The 25,314-nt window shown below is 34.8% G+C and carries 24 protein-coding genes; all 24 read right to left on the reverse strand.

The annotated features are described in order from the left end of the window. The gene (locus tag KJ593_05880) at nucleotides 1-771 is read right to left on the reverse strand and encodes a glycosyltransferase family 2 protein (GenBank protein ID MBU2541409.1); all 771 of its coding nucleotides are present in this window, start codon (nucleotides 769-771) and stop codon (nucleotides 1-3) included. Further along, entirely contained in the window at nucleotides 761-1,867 is a 1,107-nt protein-coding gene (locus tag KJ593_05885) for a DegT/DnrJ/EryC1/StrS family aminotransferase (protein ID MBU2541410.1), read from the reverse strand. Before KJ593_05885 ends, KJ593_05880 begins: the two co-directional genes overlap by 11 nt. An 11-nt stretch (nucleotides 1,868-1,878) precedes the next feature. After that, complete coding sequence (locus KJ593_05890) at nucleotides 1,879-2,952, reverse strand: glycosyltransferase family 9 protein (protein MBU2541411.1); 1,074 nt, start codon at nucleotides 2,950-2,952, stop codon at nucleotides 1,879-1,881. 8 nt (nucleotides 2,953-2,960) lie between these two features. Then, nucleotides 2,961-3,950 (reverse strand): glycosyltransferase family 9 protein, encoded by a 990-nt coding sequence (locus KJ593_05895; GenBank protein ID MBU2541412.1) that lies wholly within the window; start codon nucleotides 3,948-3,950, stop codon nucleotides 2,961-2,963. 31 nt (nucleotides 3,951-3,981) lie between these two features. After that, the gene (locus KJ593_05900) at nucleotides 3,982-4,773 is read right to left on the reverse strand and encodes a glycosyltransferase family 2 protein (protein MBU2541413.1); all 792 of its coding nucleotides are present in this window, start codon (nucleotides 4,771-4,773) and stop codon (nucleotides 3,982-3,984) included. A gap of 6 nt (nucleotides 4,774-4,779) precedes the next feature. After that, nucleotides 4,780-5,706, reverse strand: coding sequence for a transketolase (locus KJ593_05905; protein MBU2541414.1), 927 nt, complete (start codon nucleotides 5,704-5,706; stop codon nucleotides 4,780-4,782). A 2-nt stretch (nucleotides 5,707-5,708) separates the two neighbouring features. Further along, nucleotides 5,709-6,545 carry a transketolase gene (locus KJ593_05910; GenBank protein ID MBU2541415.1) on the reverse strand — a complete coding sequence of 279 codons (837 nt, stop codon included), beginning with the start codon at nucleotides 6,543-6,545 and terminating at the stop codon, nucleotides 5,709-5,711. A 4-nt stretch (nucleotides 6,546-6,549) separates the two neighbouring features. Continuing rightward, entirely contained in the window at nucleotides 6,550-7,242 is a 693-nt protein-coding gene (locus KJ593_05915) for a glycosyltransferase family 2 protein (protein MBU2541416.1), read from the reverse strand. A 1-nt stretch (nucleotide 7,243) separates the two neighbouring features. Beyond that, nucleotides 7,244-8,569 (reverse strand): lipopolysaccharide biosynthesis protein RfbH, encoded by a 1,326-nt coding sequence (rfbH, locus tag KJ593_05920; protein ID MBU2541417.1) that lies wholly within the window; start codon nucleotides 8,567-8,569, stop codon nucleotides 7,244-7,246. Then, nucleotides 8,562-9,539, reverse strand: a complete 978-nt coding sequence (locus tag KJ593_05925; protein ID MBU2541418.1) for a GDP-mannose 4,6-dehydratase — start codon at nucleotides 9,537-9,539, stop codon at nucleotides 8,562-8,564. Before KJ593_05925 ends, rfbH begins: the two co-directional genes overlap by 8 nt. Beyond that, nucleotides 9,532-10,491, reverse strand: a complete 960-nt coding sequence (locus KJ593_05930; GenBank protein MBU2541419.1) for an NAD-dependent epimerase/dehydratase family protein — start codon at nucleotides 10,489-10,491, stop codon at nucleotides 9,532-9,534. The genes KJ593_05925 and KJ593_05930 overlap by 8 nt, the downstream gene beginning before the upstream one ends. Before the next feature lie 30 nt (nucleotides 10,492-10,521). Then, entirely contained in the window at nucleotides 10,522-11,310 is a 789-nt protein-coding gene (gene rfbF, locus KJ593_05935; protein MBU2541420.1) for a glucose-1-phosphate cytidylyltransferase, read from the reverse strand. A 1-nt stretch (nucleotide 11,311) separates the two neighbouring features. After that, a complete protein-coding gene (locus KJ593_05940; protein MBU2541421.1) occupies nucleotides 11,312-12,574 on the reverse strand; it encodes an O-antigen ligase family protein in 1,263 nt (420 codons plus the stop codon). Continuing rightward, a complete protein-coding gene (locus KJ593_05945) occupies nucleotides 12,553-13,269 on the reverse strand; it encodes a glycosyltransferase family 2 protein (protein ID MBU2541422.1) in 717 nt (238 codons plus the stop codon). The genes KJ593_05940 and KJ593_05945 overlap by 22 nt, the downstream gene beginning before the upstream one ends. Further along, nucleotides 13,266-15,314, reverse strand: a complete 2,049-nt coding sequence (locus KJ593_05950) for a hypothetical protein (GenBank protein ID MBU2541423.1) — start codon at nucleotides 15,312-15,314, stop codon at nucleotides 13,266-13,268. The genes KJ593_05945 and KJ593_05950 overlap by 4 nt, the downstream gene beginning before the upstream one ends. Nucleotides 15,315-15,385: 71 nt before the next feature. Beyond that, a complete protein-coding gene (locus tag KJ593_05955; GenBank protein ID MBU2541424.1) occupies nucleotides 15,386-16,252 on the reverse strand; it encodes a glycosyltransferase family 2 protein in 867 nt (288 codons plus the stop codon). Nucleotides 16,253-16,298: 46 nt separating this feature from the next. Next, nucleotides 16,299-17,729 (reverse strand): B12-binding domain-containing radical SAM protein, encoded by a 1,431-nt coding sequence (locus KJ593_05960; GenBank protein MBU2541425.1) that lies wholly within the window; start codon nucleotides 17,727-17,729, stop codon nucleotides 16,299-16,301. Between the two features lie 198 nt (nucleotides 17,730-17,927). Beyond that, nucleotides 17,928-18,740 (reverse strand): FkbM family methyltransferase, encoded by an 813-nt coding sequence (locus tag KJ593_05965; protein MBU2541426.1) that lies wholly within the window; start codon nucleotides 18,738-18,740, stop codon nucleotides 17,928-17,930. Between the two features lie 191 nt (nucleotides 18,741-18,931). Beyond that, on the reverse strand, nucleotides 18,932-19,990 hold the full coding sequence (locus KJ593_05970) for a hypothetical protein (protein ID MBU2541427.1): 1,059 nt from the start codon (nucleotides 19,988-19,990) through the stop codon (nucleotides 18,932-18,934). Between the two features lie 6 nt (nucleotides 19,991-19,996). Continuing rightward, nucleotides 19,997-20,155 carry a hypothetical protein gene (locus KJ593_05975; GenBank protein MBU2541428.1) on the reverse strand — a complete coding sequence of 53 codons (159 nt, stop codon included), beginning with the start codon at nucleotides 20,153-20,155 and terminating at the stop codon, nucleotides 19,997-19,999. 28 nt (nucleotides 20,156-20,183) lie between these two features. Then, complete coding sequence (locus KJ593_05980) at nucleotides 20,184-21,929, reverse strand: DUF2079 domain-containing protein (GenBank protein ID MBU2541429.1); 1,746 nt, start codon at nucleotides 21,927-21,929, stop codon at nucleotides 20,184-20,186. 27 nt (nucleotides 21,930-21,956) lie between these two features. After that, the gene (locus tag KJ593_05985) at nucleotides 21,957-22,346 is read right to left on the reverse strand and encodes a hypothetical protein (GenBank protein MBU2541430.1); all 390 of its coding nucleotides are present in this window, start codon (nucleotides 22,344-22,346) and stop codon (nucleotides 21,957-21,959) included. Next, on the reverse strand, nucleotides 22,347-24,164 hold the full coding sequence (locus KJ593_05990) for a carbamoyltransferase (protein ID MBU2541431.1): 1,818 nt from the start codon (nucleotides 24,162-24,164) through the stop codon (nucleotides 22,347-22,349). 25 nt (nucleotides 24,165-24,189) lie between these two features. Further along, on the reverse strand, nucleotides 24,190-25,305 hold the full coding sequence (locus KJ593_05995; GenBank protein ID MBU2541432.1) for an SDR family NAD(P)-dependent oxidoreductase: 1,116 nt from the start codon (nucleotides 25,303-25,305) through the stop codon (nucleotides 24,190-24,192). Nucleotides 25,306-25,314 lie beyond the last annotated feature (9 nt).

A 25,314-nucleotide genomic window follows, 5' to 3' on the forward strand; every position in this document is an offset into this window, starting at 1 on the left:
TTATACCCCCTTATTACGTACTATCTCCCTGTATTTTAGATAACTTAAAAACTGATATAATCCAGCACAGAAGGCTACAACAAATCCCCAGAAGCCACCTTTAAATCCTTTCTTTCCAAAGAAACTGCGCATAAATCTGTCAAAACTACGCCAGAGAAAGTGCCCTAAACGCATTGGCTTAGCCTGGTTGTACCATTTCTGAGCTTCAAGAGTAGTCTGTTTATTAAGTTTATTGATGAAATCTTCAATATTTTTGTAAGAATAGTGGATAATATCGCTCTTTAGGTGCCCGCAAGGGTCAGACATGAATGCCTTGGGATGCACAGCCGCCTCTTCATATTTAAATTTATCTTTTCGGAATAGTTTTAGCTGCGGACTAGGATACCAGCCGCTAGATTTAATCCAATGCTTGCCAATGAAATTCTTTCTAGGAATCGTAAATCCATTATAATCTGTTGGATTAGATAAAGCCTTATCAATCTCATTTTTTAGCTCTTCTGTAACACGCTCATCCGCATCCAGGCTTAAAACCCAATCATTCTCTGCCTGGGCGTATGCCCAATTGCGATGTGCGCCTTCTATATCCATCTTACGGGAGAAAACCTTGCTGCTAAAACGCTTAGCCAGAGACAGCGTCTCATCAGTACTTTCATCATCGACAACAATAATCTCATCAGCCCATCCAGAGACACTCTCTAAACAAGAAACGATATTTTTTTCTTCATTCTTTGTAATAATAACAACGGAGATAGGCGTCAATTTATCTTTCATAAATTTTCCTTAAACAGCTAGCCACATATTCAATTTCCCTTTTCTTTAAATGTGGGTACATGGGAAGTGAAAGTACTTCTTTGGCAACTCTCTCAGATACTGGAAAATCTCCTTTTTTGTATCCCAAGAATTTATATGCCTTTTGTAGATGCAGTGGTATGGGATAATGAATCAGGGCGGTGATTTTTCTTTTCTTTAGCAATTTTATTAAATTATTTCGGTTTTTTATCCTTATTGCATAAACATGATAGATATGCCGGGCAAAATCTGATACTATAGGAAGCTTAATACCAGGACAGCCATTTAATAAACTATTGTAGATTGATGCATTATATTTACGCATACTATTTGCCCTATCTAGCTTTTTAAGCTTAAGCCGCAATACTGCAGCTTGCAAGGTATCTAAGCGAGAGTTGTAACCGATTGTTCTGTGATCATAACGACTTGTTCTGCCATAATCTCTAAGCATAAGTAATCTTTTATAAAGCTTTTTACTATTGGTTACTACTATACCACCATCACCACAAGCACCTAAATTCTTAGATGGATAAAAGCTAAAACATCCTACATCTGAACTGCTTCCAGCCTTATGCCAATTGCCTTTCGAATCTTTCCAATCTGCCCCATGTGCCTGAGCAGAATCCTCTATAACTTTAAGCCCATATTTATCTGCAATCTTTAAAATCTGAGGCATATTTGCCGGCTGTCCATAAAGATGTACAGGCATAATCGCCTTGGTTTTTTTGGATATGGCCTTATTGAGGCTATCCACATCTATGTTATAGCTAGATTCTTCAATATCTACAAACTTAGGTTTTGCACCAGTATAAGTTATGGCCAAAGCACTAGCAATATAAGTAAAGGCGGGTACGATTACCTCATCGTTTTTCCCAATACCTAAACTTAGTAATCCTAAAAATAAAGCATCTGTCCCAGAGTTTACACCTACTGCATACCTTACATTACAATAAACAGCAAACTCAGACTCAAATTGTTTAACCTCTTCACCTAAAATGAAATCGTTAGAATCGAAAATATTTTTAACCTTCTTTAGATATTCCGGCAAAATATCTCGATGCAGACTTTTTAAATCCATGAAAGGGACCTTCACAGAAACCTCCTTACTTTTGAAAAAACCTCTTCTGGGCTAATATCAACTAAACATTTATTGTTATTTTCACATTTTGAAATTCGAAAATTCTTATAGCAAGGCCGACAGGATAAATCAGACTTCATCACAATATGCTCTTTTGATTGCGGGTAGGGACCATAGACAACTTCATTTACCGGCCCAAACACCGAAACCGACCTTACGCCTAAAGCCACTGCCATATGTAACGGGCCTCCATCATTAGTTAAAATGAACTTACATCTTTCCAAAAGAGCGCTAAATTGATTCAAGCTCAAGGACGGATATAGCTTATGAACATTCGCCTTCTCATTTATAGAATTATATACAGCCTCACAAACCTGTTCATCTTGTTTATTGCCGAAGATTAAAATCTTTAGTGCGCTATTAGTGATAATTTTGTTGCAAACGCTTGCGAAATTTTTGGCATCCCAACGCTTAAATGAAGCATCCTTGCCCCAACTTTCTCCTGCTCCAGGACATACCCCTATAAAATCCTGACTAGAATCCAGATCATGCTTAATTAAGAATTTTTTTGCCCAGTTTCTTGACGCACCATCAACAAACAATTCTAGTTTTGGAGCCAAGGGCTCAATCTTAAAAAAGTCCAATAATTGAAGATAATATTCTACTATATGCTTATCATGGTATCCAGAAATTTCTAACTTTTGAGTTAAAAATTTACCGCGTTTTCGATAGTCGATACCAATGCGTCTCTTTATGCCGCATAGTTTTGCCAACATGCCGTAGCGATGATCCAGCGAAAAATCTAGCGAAACATCGAATCTTGTCCTTCTAATCTTAGATCGCAAGAAAAGGGTATTTTTAATCTTGGCAAAGAAAGAATAGCTATATATTCTTTTTATATCTCCCCTGCTTAAAGGAAAAACAACATCAATTTTAGGGTTGGATTTTAAAATATCACTTACCCTTTGATTGCACCAATAGCCTATAAAAGAATCTGGCCAGTGCTCCTTTATTGCTGAAATTAAAGGCGTTGTAAACAGGCAATCTCCAATGCCAAATGGATTTATAAATAGTATTCTTTTCATACTTTAACTTAATGCATTATCAAAATCTTGACCTTCTCCAATACATCTTGGACATCAATCTCTTCTAGGCGTGGTTTTTCGATAACCATATGACCTTTACCATAAGGCCCCCATCGCCTGGAAGATTTTCCCGGGATATCAGAACGAAACAACGCAATAACCAATGTATCAACTGCTGCTGCTAAATGCACTGGACCACTGTCATTAGAAATTAAGCATTTACTTCTTTTAAAAAGGCTGGCCAAATGCCGCAAGGACAACTTTCCTGTCAAATTAATGATTCCGCTGCCTACCTCCTGGCTAAAACTTTCTGCCGAAGCCTCTTCTTCCTTGCCTCCAATAAGGATAACCTGCAAATTAAGCTCCTTAATAAGCCTCTTGACTAAATTGATAAAAGAGGCAAGTGGCCATTGCTTGGTAACGTCGCTTGTCCAGGGATGGACTATAACCAAAGAAGAACCATTATTTACCCCTAGACCTTTTAGGATATTATCCAGGAAATCTTGGTCATCTTTATCGATTGAAATTGGAAATACCTTCTTTTGTTTCTGAACAGCGAGCGATTCGATTAAATCAAAATTATATTCTACCTCATGTTTTGCCCCTAGGAATTTAAAATCTTTGACTTTTTTATTAAGAAGAAAGCCCCATTTTCGATCATATCCGAGGCGATTTGGGATTCCAGCCAAAAAAGTGACAATATTAAATTTCTTTTTTGGATTGAATATAACTGCCAGATCGAATCTTCGCCTCTTTAATTCATTTATCAATCTAAATGTTCTTAACAGTCCACGAGAATAAGGGTCTTGGTATTCTATAATCTGGTCAATATCAGGACTCCCCTGCACTAGCTGCCTACTATAAGGATGGGCCATTAAGGTTATTGAAGAATTTGGGAAACTCTCTTTTAAAGCATGTATTGCAGGTAGGGTCAAAATAAATTCTCCGAATCTATCTGTCCTTATTGCAAGAATATTAGAGATCTTGTCTAGGTTCATACTATTTATTTTAAAAAGAGATAGAATTTCCTCAGGGCTTAGGGTAATTTTTTAGCTTGCCTTCATTGAGAGCTTTCTCCCAGATCTTAAGCCACCTATTCATAGCAAAAATGACATTTAATATGCACCAGATAAAACCATACATACCATCTTTGTATCCTTTTTTCTTAACATAAAGTTTCCAAAATAATTTAATTGGCTTCCAGCCAAGACGATATCTTACTTCCCTGAAATCCAATTCATTCCTATCCTCTAGAAATTCCTCTGATTCTTTACTTGAATAATGATTGGATTTCTCAAGGGCCTGCCTAATCGAAGTAAAAGGATAATGATATATCTCTGCCTCGATCTCTCCTATTGCTCCATCTATTTTCAACGTCTCATGCAAGGTGCTACCTATGTAATGACCTTTCCCTTTTCTAAAAATCTTTATCATATAATTGTCAGTACCAACACTCTTTAAGGCATAGCCCAAAAAGAAATTCTTCCGGAAAAGCTTAAAGGCAGCGAAATCTTTCGAATCCGCTAAGGCCTTTATAATCTTATGCACTGACTCCTTTGGGATTATTTCGTCGGCGTCCATCTGTAAAATCCAATCACCCCTGGCATTCTCTAAGCCGATATTTCGTTGATTACAAAAATTCCCCTTGGACTCATGAGTTATTACTTTTGCGCCATATCTTTTGCAAATCTCTACAGTATTGTCACTACTTAGATCATCTACGATTACAATATCATCAACAAGATTTTTCAAAGATTGCAAGCATTTCTCTACTTCCTTCTCTGCGTTTTTTACTATTATTACTGCTGTTATTTTTTCCATCTTAAGTTATATCGATGCGAGAAATCTTTTTGCCTTTTTTACTATATCAGAGACAGAAAATCCATGAATCTGCTGTAGGTAGCTGTGAGAACCAAATTCTTTACAAAAGGTATCATTTATACCTTCTCTGCGGAAAGGAACGTGAATATCAGAATTTTCTGCTAAAACTTCAGCCACTGCACTCCCTAATCCACCAATAATACTATGCTCTTCTACTGTAATAATCGCCTTCGTATTAGCTGCAGCATCAAAAATAGATTCTTTATCTATGGGTTTTATGGTATGGAAGTTAAGCAGGCGTGCCTTTATGCCTACTTCCTCCAATATCTCACAAGCCTTCAGGCAATTATACACGAGTCCACCCGTAGAGATAATAGTAACATCTTTGCCGTCTCTTAACTTAACTGCTTTACCAACAGTAAAATCATAATTTTTGGTATGGACTTTTGGTTCGCCGCTTTTTACAAGGCGTAAATAGACAGGGCCTTTAATCTTTACTATCGCTTCGACTGCTTTTTCTGTTTCATAAGTATCTGCGGGAGAAATTACAGTCATGTTGGGCAAGGAACGCATTATGGAGATATCTTCAATAGCATGATGAGTCGGCCCCAAGCTTGCATATGCAAATCCTCCTCCCACTCCAATAATCTTAACGGGTAAATTTTGATAGCATGCATCAATTCTTATTTGCTCAAAACAACGAGCAGTAACAAAGGGGACAATTGAATAAACAAAAGGGATTTTTCCGCAAAGCGCAAGGCCAGAAGCCATGCCAATCATATTTGCTTCCGCAACGCCTATATTAATAAACCTTTTGGGAAATGATTTTTTAAAGTCATCAAAAATAAAAATACCTAAGTCAGCAACCAATAAATAGATAGAAGGGTTTATCTTGAATTGCTTATATAAACTTCTTACAAAGGCATCTCTCATATCTAACCCTTAGACAATTCCTTTAAGGCCCGCATCATTTCTTTCTCATTTGGAGGACGGTAATGCCAGATTAACTTATTTTCCATAAAAGAAATACCTTTACCCTTGACGGTATGGGCAATAATCAAAGAAGGTTTATTCTTTTTAAATGGGATACTTTTTAATGCAGCTAGTATCTCATTCATGCGGTGGCCGTTTATTTCTTTACACTGCCATCCAAAAGCCTCCCATTTCTTCTTGAATGGCTCCAAAGCCATAATTGCCTCTGTCCTGCCTGTTGCTTGCAATTTATTATAATCAATTATGGCGCAGATATTATCTAGCTTAAAATGACTAATAGACATGGCAGCTTCCCAAATCGAACCTTCGTTACATTCTCCATCACCTAAAAGTACAAAAACCTTATTCTTCTTCCTGCCATGTTTAAAACTCAATGCCATACCTTCGCCAATAGACAAACCATGACCTAGAGAACCAGTGGAGGCCTCCAGACCAGGAATTCGGCCAAATTCAGGATGTCCTCCTAAGCAACCACCATCTCTACAAAAAGATTTTAATTGGGCTTGGCTTAAAAAACCAGCTCTTGTTAATGTGGCATATAAACCCAGACAGCCATGTCCTTTACTTAGAATAAATCTGTCGCGTCCTGACCATAGTGAATCATTGCTTTTAACCTTTAGGATTTCAAAATATAAAGCAACTAGTATATCAACGGCTGAAAGAGATGCAGCAATATGTGCACTTTTTGATGAAAATGAAGTCCTGACTATGTCTTGGCGTACCTCTTTAGCAACTAGATTTAATCTCTTTATAAGTTTTTGATTTGGAACTTTTCTCATAAATTCATCCAAAAAGTTTAACCTTTAACATAACAAACAATGCAGGAAAACTGTCATGCCATTTTATCTTCTTACCCTGTTTATAAGTACGGGGTGAGTATTTTACAGGTATTTCTTCAATCCTTCTGCCCTGTCTGCAGAGTCTGCTAACTAACTCAAAATCAAAAGCCATAAAATTCGACTTTACAGCAACCTCATCAAAAACCTGCCTACGATAAAATCTATTGCCTATTACATCAGTAAATTTTCTTCCATAAAAAACATTTATTAAAAATGTACTTAATAACGTAGCTAAGTAATATGGGCGTTCCTTTATTATTTCAAAGAAAGAATCATCCTTCCTTTCTGCCAGACGAGAACCAAATACTGCATCCAACCCATGTTTTTCTGCAAGCTCCACCATCTGATAAACACAACTAGGATCATATTCTAAATCTGAATTTTGAACAAAGAGATATTTTCCTTTAGCCAATCTTGCCCCTGTCTTAACCGAGCAACCATAACCTAAATTTTCTGGCTGGAATACGACTTCAATTGAAGGATCCTTGAGGTTCTCTAAAAGCTGTTTTGTTCCATCTGTGGAGCAGTTATCTACTACAATAATCTCTTTCTCAAGCCTTATATCCTTTACCTCTCGTATCGCTTCTAATATCGTATCCTTCTCATTAAATACAGTAATAACTATTGTCAAAAGCATATTATTTTCTTTTATTTTTGAAAAATTTTCTAAATACAGAGATAATATAATCTATTTTTTGCTTATTTAAACCAGGGTAAACACCAATAAAGAATGATTTCTCCATAACAATATCAGAATTCTTTAGATTCCCAGAGATTCTAAAATTACACTTAGAATACGCGGGCTGACGAATAATATTGCCGGCAAATATCAACCTTGTTTCTATGCAATTGTTTTCAAGAAATCTTAAAAGTTCCTGGCGCGAAAAACCACAATTAGACTTTAAGGTAATAGGAAAAGCAAACCAGCTGGGTTGAGATTTTTTATGCCAAGTGGACAAAATAAATTTATCCTCAAATACTTTAAGGCCATCAAAAAGGCGCCTGAAATTTCTATTCCTCATCCTTATAAAGTCATTAAGCTTATTAAACTGAGCTAATCCTAATGCTGCTTGAATATCTGTTGGCTTAAGATTATAACCGATATGGCTATAGATATAACGGTGATCATAAGAAATGCTTCTATCACTGAGTTTAATTCTGTAATCAAAACGTCTGCCACAATCGCCAGCTAGGGAAGAATCGCCTTTGCAGAAACAATCCCTGCCCCAATCTCGCAAAGACAGGACAGCTTTAGAAAAACTTTCATCATTAATAATCACAGCTCCACCCTCTCCCATGGTAATATGATGAGCTGGATAAAAGCTTAATGTCCCCATGTGGCCAAAGCTGCCAAGTCTTTTTCTATCAAATTTAGCTCCTAAACTATCACAGACATCTTCAATTAAATAAAGCCTATGTTTTTTGCAAATTTTACTAATAAGTTCCATATTGCAAGGGTTACCCAATGTATGAGGGATAACCATTGCTCTCGTCTTTTTTGATATTGCCTGCTGAATCTTTTGCTCATCGATATTTAGTGTTGAAATATTACAATCAACCAAAATAGGTTTAAAACCAGCCTGGACAATGGGTGCAAAGGTAGTAGGAAAAGTAAGCGCCGGAGTAATAACCTCATCACCTTCTTTAAGCGGTCTGGACAATTTTTGAGATTTTAAGGCTGAAGTACTCAAAAGATTTGCTGAAGATCCTGAATTAGCTAATATACAATTCTTGGCATTCATATAATTTCTTAATTTTTCCTCTAATTCTTTTCCATAAGCACCTAAAGTAATCCAAGAGTCAAGAACAGCGTAAACCATAGAAGTCAATTCTTGAGTATCAAATACCCTACCCGCATAATGTATCTTGGTTTTACCAGGAATAAACTTATCAGGCTTAAGATGTTTCCTGTAGTAGGCTTTAACTAATTTCGAAAAATTAGCTCTATCTTTTTCTTTACTCATTTTTTAGATATTCCTCATACCAAGCAATAGTCTTTCTTAGGCCTGAATCCAAGCTCTCTTTTGGCCTCCAGCTTAAGACTTTCTTTGCCTTTTGCGCACAAAGATATTGTTTCTTAATTTCACAGCTTGCCTGATTAAGTATCCTATATTTTGGCCTTTTACCAATTAGTCTATAGATTTTTCTTACTAGCTCTAAAACGCTTAGGGGTCTTTCATTACTAAAGTTAAAGGCTTGACCATGGAGTCTTCCTCTAGTCATAATTTGGGCTAACTTCAAATAACCAGATACAATATCCTCAACGAAAATATAATCACGCGTAAACTTACCATCGCTTCTAATCAAAAGAGTCCTTCCTCGAATCGCCGAGATAATAGTATCCGGCACAATCCGTTCAAAGTGCAGATCACCTGGGCCATAAATATTACCGCAACGAGTAACGCATACCGGAAGTTGGAAACTTTTAAAATAAGAATGAGAAATTAAATCTGCACAACTCTTAGATACATCATAAGGATAGATACCGCAAAGTCGACTCTTTTCTTCATAGGGTAGCTTACTATGCACGCCATATGCTTTATCACTTGAAGAAACAATTATATTCTTAATCTTACACCTTTTTGCTACTTCTAGTATATTCCAAGTTCCAGTAATATTATCCTTAAAAGTAGCTAAGGGTATCTTGTTTGCTTTACCAACAATAGCCTGAGCAGCTAAATGGAAAATAAAATCAGGCTTATGTTTAGTGATAATATCTGAGACTAGCCTAAAATTTCTAATATTAGCACAAACCGAATAAAGTTTAAGATGTTTACCTTTAAGAATTGAATTCTTTCTTTCTACTCTTTTGTCAATGCCGATAACTCTGGCACCGCTTTTTAAGAGCGCTAGGGTAAGATGGCTGCCTAAAAAGCCAGAAAAGCCAGTTATTAAAATTTTTTTACCTGACCAGGATCGTCTATCCTCACTCATAATGTTTAAATCTCCCTAGGTTTTGCCTAAACCATTCTACTGTCTTGCCAAGTCCATCATTTAGGCTTACTTCTGGCTGCCAGCCAAGAAGCGCTCTTGCCTTTCTTATATCTGCCCGCCAGCAAAATTGCTCATTTTCTCTATAGGCTAAAACTCCCCAGCCTGGCTTAATAGGGTTGCCTAATTCCCTTAGTATAATCCTCGCTACTTGACGCAAGCTATAGTCCTTACCACTAGCTATATTAATAGTTTGACCAATAACATCTTGTCTATAATCGATAATCTTTAAAAAGGCATTTATTACTTCAGATATAAATAAAAAATCTCTTCTCTGTCTGCCGGGGGTTAACTTTATCGCTCTCCTTCTTAAAGCAGATATTATAAAAGATGGTATAAAGCGATGGGCATCTTCAAAATATCCAAAGGGCGAGAACAATCTCACGTTAACTATCGGTATATTAAAGGTGCTGGAAAAGGCATTGGCAATCAGACTAGAGGCTGCCTTAGAGGCTCCATAAACGCTAACTGGCGCAAGCCTGTCATCTTCGTGCATCGGATTCTTCTTGGGGCCATATTCAGAAGAACTTCCTACATTTACAAAAAGCTCTAAAGAAAGAGGGTTGACTGACTTTATTAGATTAAAGCTTCCAGTAATATTTGTACTTACCATTTTATCAGCGTCTCTCTGATGAGTATAACCTCCAAAGCAGCCTAAATGAAAAATAATATGTGGCTTAAAATCCTTCAATGCTTTCTTAACCTTATCATCTTCTCGTAAGTCAAGACTGAAATTCTTCAACTTTTTTTTAATATCCTGAATTCTCCAGAAGTCAGAAGTCGTACGGGAAAAAATTCCTATTTCGCAACGACTTTGGATTAAGGACCGAATTAGATTTGCTCCCACAAAACCTGTTGCGCCTGTAACTAGTATCCTCTTTTTTGACAGTCCCATAATTTATACTGTTGTTTTTAACTGCTTAGGTTAATCCTTCCAAATCTTCCAGGGCGCTTTTCCCCGCCATAGTCTATTAAGTAATTCGGCATCGCGTGCAACATCCATACACTGCCAGAATCCATCATGTTTATAAACGTTAAGTTGGCCAGTTTTTGCCAATCTTTCTAAAGGTTCCTGCTCTAGTATGCAATTGTCATCCTCTTTTAGTAATTTAAAAAACTTTCTGTTAAATACAAAAAAGCCGCCATTAATTAATGCATTTTTGCGAACCTTTATTGGCTTTTCATGAAAGATATCTACCCGGTTCTTCTTAATAAATAATTCTCCGAATTGATAACGAGCAACTGGAAAGACTCCTGTGACCGTCCCGATCTTCTTATGTCTTAAGTGAAACTCTAACAGCTTCCCAATGTCTACATTGGTAACCGCATCTCCATAAGTGAGCATAAAATTGTCTGACTCAATGAATCTCTCTATCTTCTTTACCCGCGCCCCTGTCTGAGCATCCTGCCCTGTATCAATAAGGGTAACGTTCCAATCCTCCAAAAGATGATGCTCAAGGGTCCTAATAGCACCACTCTTTAAATTTAAAATACAATCATAATTAAGCCCCTGGTAATTTAAAAAGTAATTCTTTATACCTTCTCCTTTATAACCTAAGCAAAGAACGAAATCATTAAAGCCATAGCTTGAATAAATCTTCATAATGTGCCAAAGAATGGGCCGACCCCCAATCTCCACCATAGGCTTAGGGCGAGATTCTGTTTCACTTCCTAAGCGCGTACCTCTACCACCACATAAAATTACTACCTTTATCTTATCTGTCTTTTTCATATCTTTCACCTTCCTTTAAGGATTTTTCGCTAACTTTAAATATCCCCATCAACAATCCTGTTTGAAACCAAAATAATGTCGCTACCTTGGAATAATAAAGGCTACTTTCGGTTAAGCCATTAATTAAAAAGGCAATTATACCGGCACTTAGGCCTAGAAGACAAATCTTTAAAAAATGCCCTTTCATTAAAGAATTATATATCGTTGTTGCTTTTTTAAATAAGGCAAATAATAACCAAAAGAAAATACCTAAACCGCTAAGTCCAATTTCTCCTGCCATATGAAGGAAATTATTATGGGCATAATACTTATCTTCTTGCGTCCTGCCATATGACTGAACGGACTTATATTTCCCGTAGTTAAGGCAAAAGGTATTAACCCCGACTCCGATAAAAGGGTGATCTTTTATCATATTTAATGAACTCTTATAGATGTATATCCTTTCTGCATTTAGTAAGACCTCCCATGTCGAACTCCTATTCTTGGCCCAATCCTTAATACCTGCCGGTAGCATCAAAGGAGCAATAAACAATGCTAAAACAAACAATATTAACAAGGCCTTGTCTTTCTGTAAAATAGCAATAAAGATAACTGCAACAATAAAACCTATCATTCCACCACGCGAAAAGGTAAATACAAGAGAGAAAAACGAAAGAATTGAGACTATTGTAAAAAATAATCGCTTTCTGTTTTTAAAAAAGTAAAGCCCAACAGAAATAGTGAGGGGTAGCAACAAAATTAAATAGATAGCAAAAACATTGGGATGTGGAAAGGCCGCCCTTACTCGCGGCAAAACAATAGTAAACTCTAACGGAAATCCTCTAAAAAAATCCTTGCCAAAATGCAATTGATAAATAGCATCCAGAGAGGCAAAAAGAAGCCCAAGAGCAGAAGAAGTTATAATTTTTCTAATGTGTTTGACATCGACAACACTTTCACAAATAATCAGAAACAATAATCCATATTTTAACAATTTAAGTAAGCCATGGATGCTTACGGATAAATCAGTACTATTTTTTATAGAAAGTACAGAGATTAATATTAAAAATAAAAACGGAATGCTAATTACTGTCTTTACCAACCGATAATCTTTTGATAGGATTTTTTTAAAGATATAAGTAAATACTAAACAGCCAACAACTATATTTACTGCAGCTGATGAAAAACTTCCGACAAATGGCAGAATAATAATTAACCAATATAATAGCCTAACAGAGCTTGAGATTATTTTTTCTTTAAAAGACATGTTTTTAGTCCTTTTATTAGAGCCCAAAGATATAGTTTTAAATAAACTAAACCCTGCTCTGCCACCAGGAATTTAGATTTTCCTTTTTTTCTATCTATCCAAGTGGTAGGAATTTCGCTAATCCGAAAACCGGCAAAATATGCCTTGAGCGGTATCTCTACTGAAATCTCGAAACCGCTCGCCTTCAACTCAAAAGATTTTAAAACATCACGTCTATACATCTTAAATGAATTAGCAATATCATGCGTAGATACTTTAATTAACAAATATAAGCTTAATCCTACAAACCTCGAGAAAAATGTCTTTAATTTTGGTCCGCCGACTTTCCTGCCTCCCTGCATATAACGAGAACCGCAGACAATATCATAGCCTTGTTCTATCCTTTCGTACATCTTAATTATTGTCTGAGGATCATCGCAAAGATCGGCCATTACCGGAACAATTAATTCACCGCTTGCGGCATTAAATCCTGTCCGCAGTGCATTGGCAAATCCAGCCCGGTTATGATTGTGTATTAATCTAACATTAGGAAATTTTCTAGACTGCTCCTGAACCACATTAATAGTATCATCTGTGGAATGATCATTAACTACTAACAGCTCATGCTCTAACTTCAGGATAGATTCTAACTGCTCAATGGTATCAGAAATAGAAGCTGCCTCGTTATGAGCTGGAATAATAACAGATATTTTCACTTTATTATTTTATATATACGAATAGTATCATTAATGAATGCTAAGGAAAATTCCTCAGGATGATTACTCGCCCATTTTTCTTCTATAGGAAACTGGATTTTATCTGTAAGAAGTTCAGAATAAATAAACAGATAATCAGTGCCATGCGCCAACAAATTCTTAAGCCAAATGTTATAATTAGCTCCTCCTCTATAATTACCCGGTGCATCAAAATTCCTAAATGTGCCTTCATCAGTATGCCCCCAGATATATTTGGAATTTAGAAAATAATGTAACATGGCTGGCTCAACTTCATTTACTGATACATAATAAACATTATTCTTAAAATAACTTCCATATAAAGGAAAAGGAACCGGCCTTCCTATATAGGCAATATTATTGCCGCTAGTTTCTTGGTTAAGCCAGGCCCAGGCATGGGTTGCATCTGGCCAAAAACCAGAATAGTCTACCATTTTTACATAACGCTGGTGTTCATTTTTGATATAGTCCTTTTCTAAAAAGACAAATAACAAACCTAACGTCAGAAAAAGACAAATAATTGTTTTAAAGGTTATCTTAATCCTTTTAAGTCTCTTTATGATAAGCAATATAGCAAAGAATACCAAACTAAGCAAAAGAGACATAATTAATTCAAGGTGGCTAGCCAATTCTGCAATAGAGGCTAATAAGCATATTACTATCAAAATTGGTAATAATGGTTTTGGCAATTTTAAGTTCTTAATCGTATAAAAAGCGATTATAAGAGCTATTGCAAATAAGGCATAAATGTAGCGTAAATTTGGCAAGGGTATTAAGATACGAAGGCATAAAAATAAAAGGAGCGGTAAAATCATAAAGTAAATAAGATTGAAATCCAAATCCTTTTTTCTTTTTCTTAAGGCTGTAGGTAATCCTAAAAAAATAGCCGGCATTACAAACAATAGGGTCTGTGCGCCAAGGCCTTCTGAAAATAGCATCTTTACTAAACTAAAATCTCCTGGCCGAGTGGCCGTACGATAAATTGCATTATCAACAACTCCTTTAAGAATTGTCCGCCCGAATAATTTAAGATTTAAGGGGTATAAAGGATTGCCGGTCTGAATAATATTCCTAATATAACCAAATCCACCTATAAGTATTATCAGAAAAACGCTTAGACAAATTAATACAAATGCTTTTTTAAGCTCAAAATTACTAAAACAAAAATATAGAAATGGTATAAATAGTAGCAAGGTAAAAGTAATTGCCGTACTCTTAATCCCCACCATCAACCCCAGACTAAGACTAAACAGGATGATATTTTTCCAAGAGCTATCTTTGTATAATAAGAATATGTAATTAAGCGTAGCTAAAAACATGCAAGCAACCATAACATCTATATAGGCAATCTCTAGCTGCTTGAAATAATTGGGAATCAAGATAAAAAGTGAGGCAGAAAAAAAGGCATATTCTTTTGATAAATCTAATTTTTTGGCTAGAGAATAAACCGCCAGAAATGAGATAATAAAAAAAGGAACCTGGCTTAGGTCGGCTAAGAATACATTTTTGAGTGGAAATATAAACCATAAGAAAAATAGACTACCGTTTATAGGATAATAAGATACTGCTGGATCACCAGAAATACTTATAGGATTGGCTAAATTTGCCTGTTTTAGCCACTCTACCGGAAAACTAAAATGATAATTAAGGCTATCCCAACCAAAAGGAGGATTGACTAAATTAATTGCAATCTTAACTAAACCAAAACCTAAAATAACCGCTAAAGAGAAAAGTACTATCTTATTAAAGGTTAGATTATCTATGACAAATGTAAATTTAAATCCTAAATTATTTCTTGGTTTAATGTTTTTAACTTTAATTATGATAAAAACAGTAAATAGAATACCTAAATTTAAAAGAATGACATTAGCTAAGTAAAGTACATTTGCTATGCCTAATAATTGCTGGCTTAGAACAATTTGCGTAAAAAAAAGTATAAAAAAAGTTATGATGTAGTCGCATTTTTCTTTAAAAAAGAAAAAATACTTAAGAGATAAAAACGCGGTTGTTCCTACAATTAAGTTCATTAAAAGTAAAATAAACATTCCTAAGTCCCTTTAATTAATTATTAATTTTCATTAACTTTGCTTCTAGACTTCTATCCAAATGTCCTTGCAATTTTGCTAATAACTGAAAGGTCAAATGTTCGCAAGCATAATGCCTTCAATAAATAGTAACGTGCTCTCTTTTTATCCAACTTCAAGGAATCCTTGCCCATTGTTCGGTAAAATCTAAAAAGATATCCCTTATCTTTTTTTAGAAGCTCAAAATTCTTTTTCAGAAACACCTCTTTGCCTTTTATTAATTCTGGGGTCACCATGTTAACATGGCTCTTTAAAATATGCCATGTTACTAAATTTTTATTTAAAAAATAAATCTTATACTTTCTTGCTATTCTTACAAAATAATCGCCATCATCCCAATTGTTATACATAGCTTCATCAAAATAACCGATTCTTTTTATTACCTCCATCGGCAGCATCCAACTTGAAGGAGGAGTAATTAAAACTCTTAATGGAAAAAACTTATCCTTGCTTGGATCATAAATGACTTTTGAATTGATTCTCTCGGTGATAAAAATTCTCCCTTCATCCTCACTAAATCCATTTGTATATATCAACCCAACATCAGAATTTAACTTTTTGAACAGATCTAACTGGGTTTGGAGTTTTTCGGGTAGCCATTCATCATCATCATCCAAAAAAGTAATAAATTCTCCCTTTGAATTTTTTAAACCTGTGTTTCTTGAAACGGCAACTCCTTTATTTTTATCATGGCGCACTAATTTTACTCTATCATCAGTAATAGAGCTTATTATTTCATGGGTATTATCAGAAGAGGCATCGTCGATTAAAATAATTTCTAAATCCTTATAAGTCTGTTTTAAAACACTTTCTATGGCTCTTTTTATGACAAAAGATCTATTATAGGTAATAATAATTACGCTAATCAATAGCCTAGTCATTTTTCAAAATAAAATATTGTATATATAGCTTTGGGCAGCAATAGCTCTAACGGCGTACTTTTGCCTTATTTTTTTTCTTTTTTATTCTTCTAATGCCGCTCTTTTCTAAAATATCTTTAAAAAAATATTCAATTTCCTTTATTATAAATTTATTAGAATGCAACATATTTAGAAAGAAAAACCTAGATATTTTTTTCCGCTTTTGTATTGCTGCCGTAAAAATATTAAGTGTTAAACGTGAATTTTCTTTTGTATATATCTTCCAGGTGTAATCAGTTAACCAGAAACTATCATCAATCGCGCCTTGTTGCTTTGCAATACTGTATAGTTCTGTTCCGGGAAATAACATTATTCCATTAGCCACTTCTACATCAGTAGGATTAGTACGGTTTAAGAAATCTATAGTCTCATTGATAGTCTGCCAGTTCTCGCCAAGAGAACCAGCAATAAGCAAGGTAACGCTCCTTATATTAAATGAATTTATGAGCTGAATTGCTTTAGCCGAAACCTCTAGATTTATGGGCTTGTGCATTATTTTTAATAATTTCGGTGATGCTGTTTCTATCCCAAGCTGAACTAAATAACAGCCAGCTTCTTTTAGGGATTTAATAATAATTTCATCCACGCAGTCTGCCCTGGTAATAATCCTAAACAGAATTCTTAATTTTCTCTTGCTTATTTCAGAGCAGAATTCAATTGTTGCTTTTCTATCTACAGAGAAACAATCATCATTAAACTGGAAGCATCGGATATTATAAGTTCTATTTAGAAATTCAATTTCATCAACTACTTTTTTTGCAGAGCGGTGTCTCCATTTCTTCCACATAAGGCGATTTGAACAAAAATTACATCTACCTATACATCCTCGAGAAAATAAAATTCCTGCGCCTGCTTCTTTAGAAAGATCTACCCCCTCATAGACAAAATTATTGTGAGTACCATATCTTCTCGGTTCAATAAGATTCCAGGCAGGCATTGGTAAGACATCGAGATCTTCAATATTAGGTCGTGGTTCATTTATAATAATTTTATTATTCTTTTTAAAACCCAATCCTAATATATCTTCCAGCCTCCTGCCTTGGCATAAATCCAGCATAAGATATTCACCTTCACCTATGCCAACCATATCAACAAAGGGATAATTATCTAGTAATTGCTGCCCCATCAAGGTTGGATGATGTCCTCCTAATATAACAATGACATCCGTGAAATTTTCTTTAACAATTTTCGCGACTTTAATGGCCTGGATACGCGCATAAGTAGGACAGGCTATTCCGACAATATCCGGTCGATATTCTCTAATCTTTCTTAAAATTGAATCCCAGCCGTCCAAAAAAGCATCCAGTATTTGCACCGGGATATTATTTTGGCGCAATACAGCGGCTATATACATCAAGCCCAAGGGGGCAGAGGTAGACCTTCCCGGAGAACTCTCAGGAGGATTTATTAGTAATACTCTTGTGCTTTTTTCAAACATTTATCTTCCCTTAAATTTATTTCTAGAAAATGTTTTAAGCCTTAAATATTGCTGAGGACCTATCAATTTTAGAATTAAAGTATATAGAAAAAATAATAATTATTATTTGAGAAGGTCTTTCTATATCCCTTCTCTTTAGTCCTCCCGAAATTGTTAAAAAATCACACTCTTCTAATCCCAACAATTTCCTATCCAATACTATATATTCGGTAATAAATTTTGTGCTTTCTCCTTTGGAATAAAAATATAATTATAACTATCAGCATTGAGGTAGATATAATTCTTTAATAAGTTTTTTATATTTTGAGCAATATCCTTATAAAAAATCTCAATAAGTAAAATAGGCCTAAACTCATTTAGATTTTTAAATCCTTTTAATATTTCTAATTCATGGCTTTCAGTATCAATTTTTATTAAATCAATACGAGTTAATTGCTTTTCTTCTATAAATCTATTAAGCGTTTGTGTCGGAATCGTAGTCTTTACAATTTTACTATTAGAATAATCTAAATTTTTACTTAATGTTGCTGGATAACTGTTTTCTGCCGATGTATTAGAAATGACTGCTTTTCCGTTTGAATTAGAAAGAGCGTAAGGCTGACAATATATATTGTAGTTATTAAGTTGACAGTTATATTGCAACTTTTGGAATATTCTAGGAATAGGCTCAAAGGCATAAACTTCTGCTAAAGGATTTATAGTTTTTGCAACTAATGAATAAATACCGGTATTTGCTCCAATATCGAGTATCACTTTCGATTTTTTGCAAGATTTGATCCAGATATCCATTGAAGTTTTCTCATAGCCTTCTAATCCCTTCCAAAATACTTGATTTTCTATCGCGTATCCGTAATGCTGCATAAAAAAAGATGTTTTATTAATTTTAACTCTAATTTTACTTTTGAAATACAAATGTTTGAATATAGTCTCAGGAGGTATCCAAAATAATTTAATAAATGAGTATATTTGCTTTTTAAAAGGTATTAATTCGTAAATTTTTTTTATTAACATTCTTATTCTTTTTCTTGGATAAGAATTGATCCTATTGGAAATGCATTTATATAATTAATGCGTAAATGCGAGAGATTTTATTTCATCATTAGATGTATAATATCGTCGTTGTGTTTTAATAATATAGTATTATTAATCTCCCTTCTTTTTACCTTTTTCCTACTCGTAACCTAGGCTCTTATAATAATAAATTATCTATTATTAAGAATAAGGTGTTTAAATTTAGCATCTTTGACTAGTTTATTCTCTAGGAAATCAGCCATGGCTTTAGCAAAGACGGAATTAGCTGCAGGGATAACATGACAATCGTCTGTGTAAAGATCTAGGTTATTTTCAAATATAGATGTTAAAGAAAAACCATAGGGCAAGCCCTTTACTTTCTCATCATATTTTCTATACAGTTTAGCTAACTCAGGTATTGCGTCAAATCTTACAGGTGAGCCATTGGGAACATACCACTTTGCAGGCTGCAAAAAAGTATAGAATCTTATATTCTTTGAGGCAGAGAAATCATGTATATCCTCCAATATCCTAACGTAGGCCCCAGAGACCTCTTCTATTCTTTTATCTGTTACACTGCTATAATCATAAGAGCTTTCACCCTTTGCAACAGTCTTGGCGAATTCATATGCCCTGACTAAATTTCTAAACAATACTTTAAGGCGAAAGTAAAACTTCCTCTCTGCCTTACCTCTTTGAATCACTTTTATGTCTCTCCAATTATGAGGAAGAGAGACACATTTGATATACTTGTTTAATTTAAAACTCACTAAATCATTAAACCCGTCTAAACCTATAATCATATCTGGATTATAGTGTTGGAGCAGAAGTTGTATAAAAATAAATTCCTGCTCTAAAACATAGCCTGATATTCCTGCATTAATTACTTCTATTCTTTCAGTTTTAAATCTTTTATTAAGCTCTTTTTGCAAATAAGAAGCAATCGTTTCCTTATATGGAGCAGCGCTGGAGCGAGCCGTACTTCCGCCAGCTAAAATAATTCTGTAATCTTGCGGGTCCTTCATTCTTGTACTCTTGCTATATAATCCGTCGTCATTAATAAAGTTACTTTTATCGCTCTTAAAAGAATAATAAAGGTAAGGATAATCTATTGTTCCTTCAAGATACAATATTTGATGCCTTGCGTCTTTTAAGAAAAATACAATCCCAAAGAATATCTCCAAAGCAAAAAATATAAGGAAAATCGAAACAATGATAAAACTTATTCTCTCGGATTTTAACTTTAACATATGTTTTTAAAATAAGGTATAAATAAAAGGCGCTACTGCAGACGATTCAGTAAAAATAATTAAAAGTGAAAATAACAAGAGTACAATTACTATCGGCAAAAGCCAATATCTTTTCCTGATGCGCATAAACTGCCATAATTCTTTCAAGATAGAAAGTTTTCCCATTACTGTCCTCCCCTTTTTATCTGTTAGCTTAACCTGCATCAAAAAAAATAATCTTCTTAGGTTGTTTCTCCAATAACGATTTCTCGATTTTAGAATTAAAGTATATATGGAAAGAATTGAACCTATCAAAGAAAGTTTTTTCATAGCCTTTTTTATTAAGGGCTTGCGAGATAGCAAAAAAATCATGTTCATCTAATCCTAATAATTCCCTATCCAAGACTATATATTCGGTGATAAATTTAGTGCTTTCTAAACTTTGCCATAGATATATATATTTGCGATGAGAAAGATGTGGACCTAAATTATGCACAGTATACACTGACGCATCTTTGGGAATAAGTTTTAAATACGAAATTTTCTCTTGTGCACGAATTTCTTCAGCGCCTCTAATAAACTTTGCAAATTTATGTCCGTCACTCTTTCCGAAGAATAATAAAGAGACTGTTATAATAAATATCGAAAGCCAGAAAGCAATACTTTTTCTTCTACTCCCAGAGTTTTTGACTTTCGATAAATGATCAACCAGCCAACCAACACCATATATCGCTGAAATAAAAATAAACGGCATGGTGTGTGCTGGATAATGTGAGCTAATTGTTTGCATCCCTGTATGCCTAAGGCTTCCCGCAATATGTGTCAATAAAGGAACAATAACTAAAAGAAGAGAACCAGGACTTAAAAATGATAAGAATCCCAAGGGGCCAAATAGCTTAAGATAATAAACAATCTTCTCTTTGCTCAAAAAGAGCTCTATTAAAAGGTGCGGATTTTTTATAACAGCACTCAGATTCTCTAAATAAGTCTTACCAAATGGTAACCATGTTAAATATGGATAATCTTGCGAATTTGCAAAATGAGGAATTATATACCTTGTTAATAAAACCCAGGCACTGATACCTAAAACAAATAAAAATAGTCCTAACTTATATTGCCTTTTAACTAAGACAATGAAAATTCCAAAACCAATAATTATAAAGGCAACATTTTCCTTGCACAATAACATAAAAAAAAGAGACAGAATAAATAAACTTATTCGATTTTTAATTAAAAGATAGAAGCTTAAAAATGCTAAAGGGACTAAAAATGCTTCTGTGTGAAAATCCAAGAAACCGATTCCTCTTACTGAGCGAGAGAAAAAATATGCGAAAATGAAAGCAAATATCAAGCTTCGACTACCTAATCTATTCTTAGCAATTAAATAAAGTGGAAATATTGCCAAGCCCAGAAAGAGAGATTTTAAAAATATCAAAACAGTTACATTTGGCCAAAGCATATATAGCGGCACGATTAAAAATAGAATAGGCTCAAAATGTGCACCTAAATGGTTTATATTTCCATCTAATGATGAAAATAAAGTATCTCCTTTTGTAGTATTGTAAATTGCCTGATCGGTCACTGTCAGATCCATACCAGATGATAGAGCCGTGTGTCTTGCGATGCCCATAGACAGAAATATAATAAGGAAGGCACTAAAAATTGAAACTAAAATTACCTTATCATTTAATTTGGTAATATTTTTGATAGCCTTTATAAATTTAATCTCAAGGAAGGAGTCTTTATGTATAAGGTATCTTACTGCCAACAAGAATATAAGTATTATCGTCTGAACGGATATATTAGAAATATCTTCAAAAGGAAGACTAAATTTATTATGAAATTTTAATAGAACGAATGAGTAATCGGTAAAAATTAAGCTAACAAAAAAAATAGAATATAGATTTAAGAAAAAATCATAGATATTTAAAAAAGCCTTGGCTATATTAGAATTACTCATATTATTATCGCTTGTTAATGAAACTCTCTAAAATTGCCTAAGATAATCTTCCCTATTACTAATTTGCTCTGGCTTAACCCAGTAACTAGATTGCCTAGACTTTTTAAGTTGTAGGAAGTCTTTTCCTAGAAAACGTGAGAATAATCCTATTGGAGTAATTACCAAATAATAGAGAAAGGTTAATACAGTGATTGTCAATATGCTCATTATGAAATGGAATGAACCCTTGAATACTTTGGATAGTGGTTCTAACCAAGCAGTCCTTAATATTGCCAGAGTGAATAAAGTTGCTGAAATCGCTAGAATTAAATAATAACCAACGATATTATTCTTGAGAAATAATCTTATACAAATAACCGAAGTTGCAACTGTTAAAGCCAAACCAAATAGTTTTAAGTCTTTAGTGTCTTGCTTCATTTAATCTAATTCCGCATACTTAAGAGGCTTAATCTTGCGAGATGATGTTTTCTGTTCAGATTTAGCTAATAAAAACGAACCCATAACTAGATAATCCATATCAGTTCTCAAAAAGCAATTGAATGCATCTTGTGGACTACATACAATCGGCTCACCTCTCACATTGAATGAAGTATTAATAACAACAGGGCAACCTGTCTTTTTATAAAAAGCATTGATTAAATCGTAATAGATCGGGTTATCCTCGTGCTTAACAGTCTGAATCCTTGCCGAGTAGTCAACATGAGTAACAGCAGGAATATCAGAACGGATTACCCTCAATTTATCAATTCCCTTTAATTTCTTTTCATTTTCCTTTAAGGAATACCTATGGTCATTTTTTACCGGAGCAGTTAATAACATGTAGGGGCTTTCTCTATCAATTTCAAAATATTCTCCCGCCTTCTCTTTCAATACAGTTGGCGCAAAAGGCCTAAAAGATTCCCTGAACTTTATCTTAAGATTCATTTTGGACTGCATCTTTCGAGATCTTGCATCTCCTAAAATGCTTCGCGAACCAAGTGCCCTTGGGCCAAATTCCATCCTATTCTGAAACCAACCAATAACCTTCTCATCCGCAATCAACTGAGCAACCTTATCGACCAATTCATCTGGCGATAATTTAATATAAGAGACATCTTTTTTTCTAAGAAAATTCTCTATGTGGTCATCATCGAAATGAGTACCTAAAAGAGAGGCCTTCTGAGAATCTTTGCCTGAAGTATTTCTAGGTTTATTTAGAAATTTATACCAAATTAATAAGGCGACTCCCAATGCTCCTCCAGCATCACCGCTTGCTGGCTGAATCCAGATATCCTCAAATGGACCTTCTCTCAAAATCCGGCCATTCCCCACGCAATTTAAGGCTACGCCTCCTGCCAAACATAACTTTCTTTTACCGGTTACCTTATGAACGTGACGAGCCATACGTAACATAATTTCTTCTGTAACCGCCTGAATAGAACGAGCTAGGTCCATATCTCGCTCTCTAATTAGTGTCTCAGGTTTTCTCGCAGGGCCACCAAATAGCTTTTCAAATTTTCTATTAATCATGCGCAGACCATTGCAAAAACCAAAATATCTCATATTTAGTCTAAACGAACCATCCTGCTTCAAATCAATCAATTCTTTAAGAATTAGATTAACGTATTTTGCTTGACCATAAGGAGCAAGGCCCATTAATTTGTATTCACCGGAATTGACTCTAAAACCAGTATAATAGGTAAATGCTGAATATAACAACCCGAGAGAATGCGGGAATCTTAAGGAGCGCTCAATCTTAAAATCATTATCTTTTCCTGTGCCAAAACTTGCTGTATCCCACTCTCCAACACCATCCATTGTCAAAAATGCTGCCTCCTTAAATGGCGAAGGATAAAATGCGCTCGCTGCATGCGCCTCATGATGTTGGCTAAAAATAATCTCAGCATTAAAACCAAGAAGATTCTTGTAAATAGAGTCCTTTGTCCAAAGTTTCTCTCTTATCCACAAGGGCATGGCTTGTAAAAACTGTCTTATACCACTTGGAGCAAAAGTAAGAGTAGTCTCTAAAATGCGCTCAAACTTAAGAAACGGTTTATCATAAAAACCAACATAGTCTAAATCCCTAGGTTGAATATTCGCTTCAGAAAGACAATAATTTATTGAATTAGTCGGAAAACTAAAATCATGCTTCTTTCTGGTAAAGCGTTCTTCTTGAGCCGCTGCTAAAATTTCTCCATCCTTAATTAAGCAAGCAGCACTATCATGATAAAAAGCTGAGATCCCTAATATATACATTAACCTAACTCTTTCCTTTTAAAAATTATGTCGAAGTCAGACCCTTCTCTTCTAATTCTCTGGTTGCAATCTCAATTCTATCCTCAGCAGAAACTGTCTTTGACCACTCTACTAAATCACGCATCCCCTGCTCGAAACTTACGTTAGGAGAAAACCCTAAAGCCCCTATTGCAGAGATATCGGCAAAACAATGTCTGATATCGCCCTTTCTATATTTATTAACAACATCTGGCTCCATATTTTTATCGTGAAGTCTGATAAGGATCTTAGCGATATCAAGAATAGAAGTTGGCTTACCGCTGCCAACATTAAAAGATTTATAATCAGCATTTGAATTAGTCATTGCCAGGATATTAGCATCAACGATGTCATTCACATGGATAAAATCCCTTGATTGTAGACCGTCTTCATAGATAATTGGCCGGTTGCTATTCTTTATGCGTGCTGAAAATATTGCACATACACCGGTATATGGATTTGAAAGAGCCTGCCTCGGACCATAGATATTAAAATACCTTAAGGCTACTGTAGGTATTTTGTATGTCTTCCCGATAAGTAAACTTAGCTGCTCCTGGTGTAGTTTAGAGAAGGCGTAAATAGATGTAGATAAAAGTAGCTTGCCTTCTTTTGTTGGTATTGGCTTTGCGATCTCGTTGCATTGTAAGCAATGCATTTGCCAATCGCCTTTGGCAAGCTGTGCCTCGCTTCTTAAATCAGGGATAAAATCTCCGCATTTATTACAACTATAGGCACCTTCACCGTAAATACTCATTGAACTAGCGATGATAAGTTTTCTTACGTTATTCTTCTCATTGACTAAAATATCTAAAAGATTGGCTGTGCCTAAAGTATTGGAATCTATATAATGGGAAATTTTATACATAGATTGGCCCACGCCAACTACAGCTGCTTCGTGAAATACAATATCAGAACCAACTAATACCTTTCTAAAGGCATCTCTATCCCTTACGTCACCTATAATATATTCGGCTTTAGGATTAAGATAATCGAGCTTCTTGCCTTGATGCACCTGCTCATCAAGATTATCAAAGACTATTACCTTATGCCCTTCCCGTACTAACCTATCAACCAAATGCGAACCAACAAAACCAGCACCGCCTGTAACAAGAATCTTCATAATTAAACCCCT

The organism is Candidatus Omnitrophota bacterium (genome assembly GCA_018830005.1).
Lineage (GTDB): Bacteria > Omnitrophota > Gorgyraeia > JAHJTE01 > JAHJTE01 > JAHJTE01.